Origin of the sequence: Mesorhizobium alhagi CCNWXJ12-2 (assembly GCF_000236565.1) — a bacterium.
GTDB lineage: Bacteria > Pseudomonadota > Alphaproteobacteria > Rhizobiales > Rhizobiaceae > Allomesorhizobium > Allomesorhizobium alhagi.
Genome location: NZ_AHAM01000035.1, coordinates 1 through 12,223, shown reverse-complemented (window position 1 = coordinate 12,223; position 12,223 = coordinate 1). Strand labels below are relative to the sequence as shown.

The window sequence follows — 12,223 nt, the reverse complement described above, 5'->3', positions numbered from 1 at the left end:
GCTCTAACCTCTTTCGGGATCTGTCGTCAGGGCTGAAATAGGTACGATCTCGATGCCCCGCTTCCTCGCCTCCTGCGCCCAGGATGCGACCGCATCGACCGTAACGTCGAAGGCCGAGCCGGTGCCGATGGCGTAACCCTTGGCGCGCGCTGTGCGTTCGAGCTCATCGAGCTTCTTCAGGATCTCGCCGCGATTGCGGACCCCGTCGATGGCTGTGTCGCCGACCGCGAAGGGGACGCGGTTCTTGAGGGCGAGTTCGGGCGCCACGCTGCGGGCCGTCGAACCGTCGTCGAGATAGAGAAGACCGCGTTTGCCGAGTTCGGCGAAGAACGGGCCCATGGCCGTGGCGTTCGCGGAAAAGCGCGCGCCCATATAGTTCATCACGCCAGTATAGTTGGTGGTGCGCGACAGCGCCCAGTGCAGGTGCTCCAGATTTTCCTCAGCCGAGGCGTCCACCGTCAGCGTATTACGGCCCGGACTGACATTGGGAAAGTCGAACGGCTCGAGCGGCACCTGCATGATGATCTCGTGACCGGTGCGGCGCGCCTCCTGCATCCAGCGGCCGATGCTGTTGCCCTGAGGTGCAAAGGCCAGCGTGATCTCTCCGGGCAGTTTGCCGATCGCTTCCTGGGTGCCGGTCTGGGACAGGCCGAGGCCGCCTATCACGATCGCAACGCGCGCGCCGCGCGCGCCCGACCAGGGACGGGCGTAAACGTCGACGGGACGCCTGCCGTCATCGCCGCGCACCGGGAGCGGACCGGTCTCGCTCTGTTCGATCAGCGCCTTGTCGGGAAGATGGGCGACCCGCAAATTCTGGCCGAGCTCCGATGGATCGCGGATAATCACGACGCCCTTGCCGGAGCCGTCGGGCGGATTGACGTTGATGATGGAGGGACCGTCGGGAACGGCAGCCGGTTCGACCGGCGCGGCGGCCATCTCGGGCGCGTTCGCTTGCGCCGGCGCTTCCACCTGCGGGGTGGAAACCACGATCGCCGCCGGATTGCGGAACGGCCTTTCGCGCAGCGCGATGGCGCCGGAAAAGGCGACGACGCAGAGCGCGGCCGCAACCGCAACGACCCGCCCGGCGCGGAAACGCGGCCACGGTCTGCGTGCCGGCCGAACTGCCTGCCCCAGCGGGCGTTCAATATCCTTGTCTGCTTGCGTCACGCCAAATCCCCCCGGCGGAACAGTCCCTGAATCAAACTGCCGGAACCTGACGGTCCCGGCAGCAACATTGCACAAGTGAACTCGAAGTTACCGCCGACCTATCCTGCCGACGGAAGCACGGAACCCGCGCCACACCGACCGACCGAAGAGCAGCAGCCAATCTTACTGATTCATCACGGCCTTTTCCGGATTGGGCGGAAACGCCGGATCCGTCTTCTGGCCGCGCAGCAGCTCAAGCGCATACTGGAGCTGGACGTCGTCCTTGGCTTCCGGCGGCACATAGGCTGCCGAACCCGAACCATCCTCGCCTTCCTCGACGCCCTTGATGTGACCTCTCAGGTCCGACTCGCCACGAGAGACGTCGCGATCCTTCAACTCTTCCGGCAGCGGCTGCTCGACCTTGATGTCGGGCGCGATGCCCTTGCCCTGGATCGATTTGCCGGCCGGCGTGTAGTAGAGCGCAGTCGTCAGGCGCAGCGCGCCGTTCTCGGCGAGAGGGATGATCGTCTGGACCGAACCCTTGCCGAACGAGGTCGTGCCCACCACCGTCGCGCGGCGGTGATCCTGCAACGCGCCGGCAACGATTTCCGAGGCGCTGGCCGAGCCGCCGTTGACCAGCACGATCAGCGGCTTGCCGTCGATCATGTCGCCGGGGCGAGAATCGAAGCGGGTGATGTCCTTCGGGTCGCGTCCGCGGGTGGAGACGATCTCGCCGCGATCGAGGAAGCTGTCGGAGACGCTGACCGCCTGGTCGAGCAGACCGCCCGGGTTCAGGCGCAGATCAAGCACGTAGCCCTTGAGCTTGTCGCCAGGCACCTGGCTCTCGATCGAATTGATTGCGGCTTCCAGATCGTCGAAGGTCTTCTCGGTGAACGAGGTGATCTTCATGTAGCCGACATCGTTCTCGACGCGGAACTTCACCGCCTTCACCTTGATGATGTCGCGCACGATGGTGATGTCGATCGGCTTGTCGGAGCCTTCGCGAAGGATGGTCAGCTTGATCGGCGTGTTGACCAGCCCGCGCATCTTTTCGACGGCGTCGCCCAGCGTCAGCCCACGCACTTCCTCGCCGTCGATCTTGGCGATGAAGTCACCGGCGCGCACGCCGGCCTTGGCGGCCGGTGTGTCGTCGATCGGCGTGATGACCTTGACCAGATCGTTTTCCATGGTGACCTCGATGCCGAGGCCACCGAACTCACCCTTGGTCTGGACCCGCATGTCCTTGGCGGCATCCGGATTGAGATATGAGGAATGCGGATCGAGCGAGGTCAGCATGCCGTTGATGGCGTTCTCCACCAGCGACTTCTCCTCGGGCGGGGTCACATACTGCGCCCGCACACGCTCGAAAATGTCGCCGAAAATCGCCAGCTGGCGATATGTGTCGGAGCCCGCCGCATTGGCTGTCGACCCGGGCGCGCCATAGACGAGGCTCATGGCGGATGCGCCCATCAGCGCACCGGCAAACAGAAGCGACAATTTACGTACCATTTCCTGTCCTTCCAGAAAGACGCTCCGCCCACCATGGGGCCGGATCGACGGGTTTTCCATCTTTGCGGAACTCAATATAGAGTTCCGGCGCGGTATTTGCACTTGCAGCCGAGGCGTTAGCTACCCTGGCTTCTCCCATCGCTCCGATCGGTTCACCGGCTAGGACGGACTGACCGAGAGTGACGTTGATTCTGCTCATGCCCGCCAGAACCACATGATAGCCGTCTCCGGCATCCAGGATCAAGAGTTGTCCATACGAACGGAACGGCCCCGCATAAAGAACACTGCCATCGGCAGGCGCGGTGACGATGGCTCCCGATTGTGTCGCAACCATGTCGCCGAGCATCACGCCGCCGTTACCGTCCTTGGCTCCGAAGCGGCGCTTCATGCGGCCCGCCACAGGCATCGCCACCTGCCCGCGCAGAGACGCAAACGGCGCGGCCGAGAGCAGCCGGTTGGCGTCGGGCAGGGCCGCGATTTCCGCCTCGCGCTCGGCTTTTTCCTTCTCAGCCTTGAGCCGCGCCTCTTCGGCCTTGCGGTTTTCCTCAGCCTGCTTTTCCAGCGCGGCGATCAGCTCCTTGAGGCTCGACGCCTTGGCGGCGAGTTGTTCGGACTTGCGCTGCTCCCCGGCGAGCGCGGCTTCCGCCTCGCTCTGCAGCTTCTGCTTCTCCTGGAGCAGAAGGTTCAGCCGCTCTTTTTCCGCGACTTGCTCGCCTACCGACGCCACGAGACGGCCGCGCTCGGCCTCGATCGAGCCTGAAAGCCGCATCATCTCTTTCATGTCGGCCAGCAGGATTTCGGTCTCGGCGCGCAATTCCGGCACGACGGCGCCGAGCAGGATGGCGCTGCGCACCGAAGACAGCGCGTCCTCCGGCTTGACCAGAATCGCCGGCGGCGGGTTCAGGCCCATGCGCTGCAGCGCGCCCAGCACTTCGGCGAGCACGCCGCGCCGGGCGCTCAGCGAGCGCCTGATGCCGTCCTCCTGGTCCTTCAGCGCTTCCAGCCTGCCGGTGATGTCGTCAATGTCCTGGCTGAGCTTCTGCTCGGTCTTGGCGGATTGGATAAGGCTGGCGGTGATCGAGGCATGGTCCTTCTTGACGTCTGCGATCTCTGCCGCGAGTTCTTCCAGCCGCTCGGCCGAAAGCTCGGATTCGCGCAGCACACGCTCATATTCGGCGCGCCGCATATCGGGTGCTGCCGCTTCCGGAATCCTGCCTTGGCCCTGGGCGAAACCTGCGGCAAGCAGCAGCATCGCGGCGGCAAATATGCCGCGGCGCATAAGCTCCGCTTTCCGTCCCGTCATAATCGTCATAATTCGCGCCACTTGCCGTCCGGATTCTATCGGCTCGTTCGTTAACGGACCATCAACCATAACGACAGGGGCAAGACACGCTTTCGGCGAAACACACCCGAGGTCAGGCACGATGATAGGGATGGCCCGACAGTATGGTGGCGGCGCGGTAGAGCTGTTCGGCCAGCATGATACGGACGAGCTGATGCGGCCAGGTCATGGCGCCGAACGACAGGACAAGCGCGGCCTGTTCGCGCAACGAAGCTTCATGGCCGTCCGCCCCGCCGATCGCGATGACGAGCCCGCGCCGGCCATCGTCGCGCATTGAACCGATCTTCCCGGCGAATTCTTCCGATGACAGGTTCTTGCCGCGCTCATCAAGCAGGATGAGGGAAATGCCGGCTCCAAGCTGCGCCTGAAGCCTTTGCGCCTCGTCCCTGCGGCGCTCGCCGGCGGTCTGGGCGCGGCTTTCCGCGATCTCAGTCACGCCGGAAAATTCCAGGCCCAAGGCCGGGCCGCTCTTGGAAAAGCGATCGAAATAGCGCTCGGCCAACTCCTTGTCGGGGCCGGACTTCATCCGGCCCACGGCATGTACGGCTATGCGCATCCTGTCCCGGCCGTGAACGGTTCAGTGAACCGTTTCTTCCTCGAGATCCGGCGTCTGCCACATCTTTTCGAGATTGTAGAATTCGCGGACTTCGGGGCGGAAGACATGGACGATAATATCGCCTGAATCGATCAGAACCCAGTCGGCGCCCGCCAGGCCCTCGACGCGCGCAGTGCCGAGGCCGGCATCCTTGAGCGCCGTGAGCAGTTGGTCGGCAACCGCCGCGACATGACGGTGGGAACGGCCCGAAGCGACGACCATATAGTCGCCGAGGCTCGATTTCCGCTGAATGTCGATGGAGACGATATTTTCGGCCTTGGAGTCTTCCAGACTTGCAAGGACGGTGTCGAGGGCGCGGGACACGGCTGCGTTTCCGCTCATCCCGGCCGGCGAAGGCATGACGACTGCCTTCTTCCGTAGTGCTGTTCTCAGTGTCTTTCCTTTCGAAACAGGAACAACCAACATCCGCATTATTGCGGATACACAATAGATAGGCAGAGTCGGGTAACGGTTTCAAGACATGGTCCGGTTTTCGGCCAATTACCGGCCGTCGGAGTCTTCGTCCGTCGAGAAGGCGAGTTCGACCGGCAGCGGCGCCTGCGCCGTCATCGGCGAATATCCGGTCACGGTGGCGGCAGCGACGGCCTTCGTTGTGAGCACGCGCCAAGCGACGAAAAGGCAGAAGGCGGCGCCTATGGCGATTGCCACATACATGAAGGACTGCGTACCGTAGACCGCAGTCAGGATCGTTCCCAGTCCGGGCACGAGGAACCCCGACAGCGACCAGGCAAACAGCATCGTCGAGGAAAGGGTGACGAGGTCGTCCTTCGAGGCGCGGTCGTTGGCGTGTGCGCTCGACAGCGAATAGATGGATTCGCTCGACCCGCTCCACACGACATAGATCGCGATCATGACAGCCAGCGCGCTGCCGTCCATCCGGCTCGCGACTATGCCGGCCAGGACGACGAGCAGCGCTGCCACGATCAGCACATTGCGCCGGTCGGTGCGGTCGGACGCCCAGCCCAGCGGAATCTGGAACAGCAGCGTGCCGAGCGGCATGGCAAACATCAACGTCGCCACCTCCTGCTGCGAGTATCCACTCGCGGTGGCGTGGATCGGCGCGAAGCCGGCGACCATCATCGACAGGCCGCCGACGGCCAGCATGCCGGCCATGCCGACCGGCGAGATGCGCCATGCCTGCCCGAGCGCGACGGAAGCGGATTCCGGCGGAGGCGGCGGCCGCAGCCTAGTCAGCCCGACAGGCAGGATCGACAGCGCGGTGAATACGATGCCGACCAGCGGCGCTTCCGGTGTGGCGATATCGACGAAGCTCAGCATGTACGAGCCGACGCCCAGCCCGACGATGTAGCTGACATAGAAGATCGCCATCACCCTGCCGCGGATCGAGTTGGCGACGACATCGTTGAGCCAGCTCTGCGCCACGATGAACACGCCGCTGATGGCGAAGCCGTAAAGCGCACGTGCGACGATCCACAGCACCGGATAGGCGCCGGCGCCGACCAGTGCGTTGGAGAGGACGATCAGCGCGGAAAACACCATGAAGGCGCGGGCGTGGCCGACACGGCGCACGATCCGCCCTGTCAGCAGGCAGCCGGCCATGCCGCCGGCCGACAGACCCGTCAGGATGCTCCCGGCCCAGGTCGGCGGAAGTCCTTCCGCGCCGAGCCGCACCGGTATGTAGGCGAACATCAGCCCGTTGCCGATCGCCACCAGCGCCAGCGCCACGATGACGCTGGCGACCGCGATTGCCGGGGTCGGCACATCGCCGGCCTCGCTCTGCTCGATCGGTTTCTGGTGCGCGGCGCTCATGTCGCGGCGAGCTTGCCTGCGGCACGGGATTCAGAAAGCGGCAAAAGCGACATCGAAAGGCGGGCGGCGTGCTGGACCGCCGGATTGGCGCGCCTGGATCATGCCGGCGGGGCTTTGCCCTTCGAGCCGTTGCGGATGGCGGTGGACGACAGCGAGGAGCGCGGTCCGTGGATAAAGGTCCAGGCCGGCGCCTTCATCCGCGCCAGTCGCGGTGCGTCCGCCTCGTCGATGCGCGCATAGTCAAAGGTCTTGGCCACCACCGAGGACAGGAAGGACAAGGTCGAGCCCGGCCTATCGATGACGGCGATCGGGAAGGTCAGTGCGATCTGCCGCCAGCGCTGCCAATGGTGGAAATCGCGCAGATTGTCCGCGCCCATGATCCAGACGAAATCGACGCCCGGATTGCGCGTCTTGATCAGTTCCAGCGTGTCGGCCGTGTAGCGGATATTGTGGCGCGCTTCGAAAGCGGTGACCTTGATGCGCGGATCCCTGGCGATCGTCTCGGAAAGCTCCAGGCGCTCGGAGAGCGGCGCAAGCTCGCTGGAGGCCTTCAGCGGATTGCCGGGCGTGACGATCCACCAGAGCTGGTCGAGGCGCATCCGTCTCATCGCGATCTCGGCAACCAGCGCGTGGCCGCGATGTGGAGGATTGAACGAGCCGCCGAACAGGCCGACCGCCATGCCTTTTTCGGCATGCGGCATGCGGAGGTAACCGGGGGAGACGCCCTGAGCTGTCACGCCGAGGCTCAAGGCCGTCGCTCCGTATGGCAGAAGCAGCGCTGCCCCTCACCCTTACCCTCGCCCGGTGAAGAACGGGGAGTGGGGGACGTCGACGTTGCCCCTTTACCCTTCTCCCCGTTCTTCACGGGGAGAGGGTGCCGGCAGGCGGGTGAGGGGCGGCGCCAAGCCGAGAAGGAAAAGCGCCGGATATCACGCCCGTACCTGCCCCGAACCGCGCACGCGGTACTTGAACGAGGTTAGTTGCTCGACGCCGACCGGGCCGCGCGCATGCATCTTTCCGGTGGCAATGCCGATCTCAGCGCCCATGCCGAACTCTCCGCCATCGGCGAACTGGGTCGAGGCGTTGTGCAGCAGGATCGCCGAATCGATCTCGTTGAAGAACCGTTCGACGGTTGCCGCGTCTTCAGCAACGATCGCCTCCGTATGATGCGAGGAATAGGTCTCGATATGCTCGATAGCACCGGAAACCCCATCGACGAGTTTTACCGCGATGATGGCGTCGAGATATTCGGTGAACCAGTCGGTTTCTGTCGCAGGCGTTGCGTCCGCAAACGCTGCAAGCACATCTGTGTCCGCATGGATTTCGCAGCCGGCCTTTCGCAGCGCCTTCAGCACCGGGAGGAGGTGCGTCGAAGCGGCTGCCCGGTCGATGAGCAGCGTCTCGGCCGCACCGCAGATTCCGGTCCGCCTCATCTTGGCGTTGACGGCGATCGCAATCGCCATGTCGAGCTTGGCCGAAGCGTCGATATAGAGGTGACAAATGCCTTCGAGATGCGCGAAGACCGGCACGCGCGCCTCATTCTGAACACGCTCGACCAAGCTCCTGCCGCCGCGCGGAATGATCACGTCGAGATTGCCGGAAAGCCCTTTCAGCATTTCGCCGACGGCTGCCCGGTCGGTGGTCGGAACCAGCTGGATCGCGTCGGCCGGCAGCTTCGCCGCTTTCAGCCCCTCAACCAGACAGGCATGGATCGCGGCCGACGAGTTCGATGAATCCGAACCGCCGCGCAGGATAACCGGATTGCCGGCTTTCAGGCACAGCGCCCCGGCGTCGGCTGTCACATTGGGCCGGCTTTCGTAGATTACGCCGACGACACCGAGCGGCGTGCGCACGCGCTCGATATGCAGCCCGTTCGGGCGGTCCCATTCGGCGATGACCTCGCCGACCGGGTCGCGCAGTTCGGCGATGGCCCTGATGCCATCGGCCATGTCGCGGATGCGGGCCGGCGTCAGCTTCAGGCGGTCCATGAAGGAAGCGCCGAGGCGGGCCTCTTCGCCATTCCTGAGATCGATGGCGTTGGCCGCCAGGATCGTGTCCTCGCCGCGCAGAACGGCATCGGCCATTCCGATCAATGACGCGTGCTTGCGCTCCGCACTGGCGATGGCCAAAGGCCGCGCTGCCGCTCGTGCCCTCCGGCCGATATCGGCCATCAGGGCGGCGGTGTCCTCGCGGGGTTTCTCATGCGTCGTCAGCATGGCTCATCCTTCCGCCCGGGCTTCTTCCACCGGTTCATGCAGGCTCACCACCAGATCGTCGCGGTGGATCATCGCCGAGCGCGCCTCGTAACCCAACACGGCCTCGATCTCGGCCGTCTTCAACCCGGCAATCCTTACGGCATCGGCGGCATCATAGGCAACAAGGCCGCGCGCCATCTCACGGCCTTCGGGCGTGAGGATCGCCACGGTGTCGCCGCGCGAGAAATTGCCGCTGACCAGCCTCACGCCAGCCGGCAGCAGCGACTTGCCCGAAAGCAGCGCCCCGACCGCGCCGGCGTCGACCGTCAGCCGTCCCGCCGGTTCGAGCTGCCCGGCGATCCAGCTCTTGTAGCCTTTGACCGGGTTGGCGCTCGGCCTGAACCAGGTCGCACGCTCGCCGCGCTCGATCGCCATCAGCGGCGACAGCCTTGTGCCGGAGGTGATTATCATCGTGGTGCCCGCGGCCGTCGCGATCTTGCCGGCGTCGAGTTTCGTGCGCATGCCGCCGCGCGACAGTTCGGAGGCCGCAGCCCCCGCCATCGCCTCGATTTCGGGCGTGATGCGTTCGACGACCGAAATGAATTTCGCCGACGGGTCGTGTGCCGGCGGGGCGGTGTAGAGGCCGTCAATGTCGGACAGCAGCACCAGCAGGTCGGCGCCCATCATGGTGGCCACGCGCGCCGCCAGCCGGTCATTGTCGCCGTAGCGGATTTCAGACGTCGCCACCGTGTCATTCTCGTTGATGACCGGCACCGCCTTCATCTTGAGCAGCGTCGAGATTGTCGCGCGCGCGTTCAGATAGCGGCGGCGCTCCTCGGTGTCGCCGAGCGTCACCAGAACCTGGCCCGACCTTAGGCCGCAGCGCGCCAGCGCCTCCGACCATGCGCCGGCAAGCTCGATCTGCCCGACGGCGGCTGCCGCCTGGCTTTCCTCCAGCTTCAGCGCCCGCTTGCCGAGGCCGAGCACGGTGCGCCCGAGCGCGATCGCGCCCGAGGAGACGACCAGCACGTCCGCCCCGCCGGCGGCGAGCGCCGAGACATCCTCGGCCAGCGAGGCCAGCCATTCGCGCTTCAGCCCGGCAGCCCGATCGACGAGCAGCGCCGAGCCGATCTTGACGGTGATGCGTCTGTATTTTTTCAGAGACTGCATTGCCGACCTATTTCTGCCAGCGGGTATCGACTTCGGCGGGAGCGTCTGCTTCGCGGGCGCCCTGGACCTCCGCCATCAATGCGCGCAGCACCGGTTCCACGCCCTCGCCTGTCACCGCCGACATGACGAACGGGGCTTGCCCGCTTGCCCGTTTCAGCGCGGCAAGCTTCTTCTTGCGCGCATCGGCATCCAGCGTGTCGGCCTGGCTCAGCGCCACGATCTCCGGCTTGTCGGCCAGCCCCCCGCCATAGGCTTCGAGCTCAGCGCGCACTGTCTTGTAGGCCTTTGCCGGGCTTTCCTCCTGCGCCGAGACCAGGTGCAGCAGCACCCGCGTGCGCTCGACATGGCCAAGGAAGCGATCGCCGATCCCAACGCCCTCATGCGCGCCCTCGATCAGGCCGGGAATATCAGCGATGACGAACTCGCGGGCATCGACGCGGGCAACGCCGAGATTGGGATGCAGCGTCGTGAACGGATAGTCGGCGATCTTCGGCTTGGCCGCCGTGACTGCCGCCAGGAAAGTCGACTTTCCGGCATTGGGCAGGCCGACGACGCCGGCATCGGCGATCAACTTCAACCTCAGCCAGATCGTTTTTTCCTCGCCCGGCAAACCGGGATTGGCGCGGCGCGGCGCCTGGTTTGTCGATGTCTTGAAATGCTGGTTGCCGAAGCCACCATTGCCGCCGGCGGCAATGCGATAGCGCTGGCCGACCTCGGTCAGGTCGCAGATCAGTGTCTCGTTGTCCTCTTCATAGACCTGCGTGCCGGCCGGCACCTTCAGCACCACGTCGGCGCCCTTTGCGCCGGTGCGGTTGCGGCCCATGCCGTGCACGCCGGTCTTGGCGCGGAAATGCTGCTGGTAGCGGTAGTCGATCAGCGTGTTCAGACCGTCGACCGCCTCGATCCAGACATCGCCGCCACGGCCGCCGTCGCCGCCATCCGGCCCGCCGAACTCGATGAACTTCTCGCGCCGGAACGAGACCGAGCCCGCGCCGCCATCACCGGAACGTATGTAAACCTTGGCCTGGTCGAGAAATTTCATCGGATTGACAGCTTGCGCCTGTTTCTGGTCTTGGAACGGACTGCTCTAGCGCAAGCGGCACCTAAGCGCGAGAGCCGAATTGTGGGAGCGGGGCCGGGGAACATGCCATGAGATGCGTGAGCTACAACATCCAGTACGGCGTCGGGCTCGACGGACACTATGATATCGGGCGCATCACCGATGCGGTCCGCGGCGCCGACGTGATCGCGCTGCAGGAGGTATCGCGCAACAATCCCAGGAACCAGGGCCGCGACATGGTGAAGGAAATCCGCGCCGCCCTGCCCGGCTATTTTTCCGTTTACGGGCTGAATTTCGAGGCCGATGTCGGCTCGCATATGAAGGACGGGCAGGCGGTCAATGTCACGTTCCAGTTCGGCAACATGGTGCTGTCGAAAACGCCGATCCGGCTGTCGCGCAATCTGCTGCTACCGCGCACCCGTACCTACAGCCATACGAACTACCAGCGCGGCGCGATCGAGGCGCTGATCGACACGCCGCTTGGGCCTATCCGCTTCTATTCCACCCATCTCGATCATCGAAGCCCCGACGAAAGGCTGGCTCAAGTCAATTTCCTGCGCGAGCGAGTACTGAACTACCCGCTGGAAGGCGGCGCGCTGAGCGGGCTTTCGGAAATGGGATTTCCCGAGCCGCCGCATGCCGAGGCCTTCATCGTCATGGGCGACTTCAACATGCTCGCAGGCTCTCCCGAATATCTCGAAATGACTGGCCGCGCCGATCATGAATTCGGCATGCCGCTTCTCGCCACCCACCCCGCCGACGCCGCCGCACGTATCTCGGGAGGCGAGCCGGCGACGACCTGGGTCGACCCGAAGCGCCCTGAGGACAAGGGCCGCTGGAAGCGCATCGACTACGCCTTCGTCAGCGCAGGCCTGATGGCAGGCGTGCGCCGCAGCTGGGTCGACGCTGCTGCAACCGGCTCCGATCATCTGCCGCTGTGGATCGAGCTGGAGTGAGCGGCCGGCGCAATCACGCCGGCCGTAACACCGCTCACCGGCCCCACGTCCGCAGGCTGACCCAGGTCTTGCGGTCGAGCCGGTAGCGCTCGACCGGCACCTGGCCGGCGACGATCGAGTTCAGCATGCCCTGGCCGGAATACTGGAACCCGCATTTGTGGATGACACGGCGCGACGCCGGGTTGATGACCCGGCACGAGACGTGCAGCACGTTGATCGCCGTGGCGCGGAACGCCAAATCAACCAGCGCGTGCGCAGCCTCCGTCGCATAGCCGCGCTTCCAGTACGGCTCGCCGATCCAGTAGCCGAGTTCGAGGCCGCGTTCGGTGCTGTTGAGGCCCGCGCAGCCAATGAACGCGCCGCTGTCGGCGAGCGTCACCGCATAAATGGCGCCCGCCGCCTGCTTCTCGGCCGATCTGGCGATAAAGGCGCGCGCCTCGGTCTCGCCATAAGGGTGCG

Annotated in this window: 12 protein-coding genes; 1 reads left to right on the top strand and 11 read right to left on the bottom strand. The window is 64.9% G+C overall.

The features are described 5' to 3' along the window. Positions 1 to 3: 3 nt before the first annotated feature. The 10 genes from MAXJ12_RS05120 to obgE form a co-directional block, all read right to left on the bottom strand. Entirely contained in the window at positions 4 to 1,167 is a 1,164-nt protein-coding gene (locus MAXJ12_RS05120; protein ID WP_008834713.1) for a divergent polysaccharide deacetylase family protein, read from the bottom strand. Between the two features lie 162 nt (positions 1,168 to 1,329). After that, positions 1,330 to 2,655, bottom strand: coding sequence for a S41 family peptidase (locus tag MAXJ12_RS05115; protein WP_008834712.1), 1,326 nt, complete (start codon positions 2,653 to 2,655; stop codon positions 1,330 to 1,332). Continuing rightward, positions 2,645 to 3,958, bottom strand: coding sequence for a murein hydrolase activator EnvC family protein (locus tag MAXJ12_RS05110; protein ID WP_040584954.1), 1,314 nt, complete (start codon positions 3,956 to 3,958; stop codon positions 2,645 to 2,647). The genes MAXJ12_RS05115 and MAXJ12_RS05110 overlap by 11 nt, the downstream gene beginning before the upstream one ends. A 112-nt stretch (positions 3,959 to 4,070) precedes the next feature. Continuing rightward, positions 4,071 to 4,553 (bottom strand): 23S rRNA (pseudouridine(1915)-N(3))-methyltransferase RlmH, encoded by a 483-nt coding sequence (rlmH, locus tag MAXJ12_RS05105; RefSeq protein WP_008834710.1) that lies wholly within the window; start codon positions 4,551 to 4,553, stop codon positions 4,071 to 4,073. Positions 4,554 to 4,574: 21 nt separating this feature from the next. Next, positions 4,575 to 4,952, bottom strand: coding sequence for a ribosome silencing factor (gene rsfS, locus MAXJ12_RS05100; RefSeq protein WP_008834709.1), 378 nt, complete (start codon positions 4,950 to 4,952; stop codon positions 4,575 to 4,577). A gap of 141 nt (positions 4,953 to 5,093) precedes the next feature. Continuing rightward, positions 5,094 to 6,383, bottom strand: a complete 1,290-nt coding sequence (locus MAXJ12_RS05095) for an MFS transporter (protein ID WP_008834708.1) — start codon at positions 6,381 to 6,383, stop codon at positions 5,094 to 5,096. Positions 6,384 to 6,481: 98 nt separating this feature from the next. Then, positions 6,482 to 7,084, bottom strand: a complete 603-nt coding sequence (locus MAXJ12_RS05090) for a nicotinate-nucleotide adenylyltransferase (protein WP_008834707.1) — start codon at positions 7,082 to 7,084, stop codon at positions 6,482 to 6,484. A gap of 228 nt (positions 7,085 to 7,312) precedes the next feature. Continuing rightward, a complete protein-coding gene (locus MAXJ12_RS05085) occupies positions 7,313 to 8,599 on the bottom strand; it encodes a glutamate-5-semialdehyde dehydrogenase (protein ID WP_008834706.1) in 1,287 nt (428 codons plus the stop codon). 3 nt (positions 8,600 to 8,602) lie between these two features. Continuing rightward, positions 8,603 to 9,748 carry a glutamate 5-kinase gene (gene proB, locus MAXJ12_RS05080; protein ID WP_008834705.1) on the bottom strand — a complete coding sequence of 382 codons (1,146 nt, stop codon included), beginning with the start codon at positions 9,746 to 9,748 and terminating at the stop codon, positions 8,603 to 8,605. 7 nt (positions 9,749 to 9,755) lie between these two features. Continuing rightward, positions 9,756 to 10,790, bottom strand: a complete 1,035-nt coding sequence (obgE, locus tag MAXJ12_RS05075) for a GTPase ObgE (RefSeq protein ID WP_008834704.1) — start codon at positions 10,788 to 10,790, stop codon at positions 9,756 to 9,758. Positions 10,791 to 10,897: 107 nt separating this feature from the next. Between obgE and MAXJ12_RS05070 the strand changes: the two genes are divergently transcribed. Continuing rightward, positions 10,898 to 11,764, top strand: a complete 867-nt coding sequence (locus MAXJ12_RS05070) for an endonuclease/exonuclease/phosphatase family protein (protein WP_008834703.1) — start codon at positions 10,898 to 10,900, stop codon at positions 11,762 to 11,764. A gap of 34 nt (positions 11,765 to 11,798) precedes the next feature. Here MAXJ12_RS05070 and MAXJ12_RS05065 read toward each other — a convergent pair. Beyond that, positions 11,799 to 12,223: GNAT family N-acetyltransferase (locus MAXJ12_RS05065; RefSeq protein WP_008834702.1), on the bottom strand; the 425-nt coding region annotated here is incomplete at its 5' end.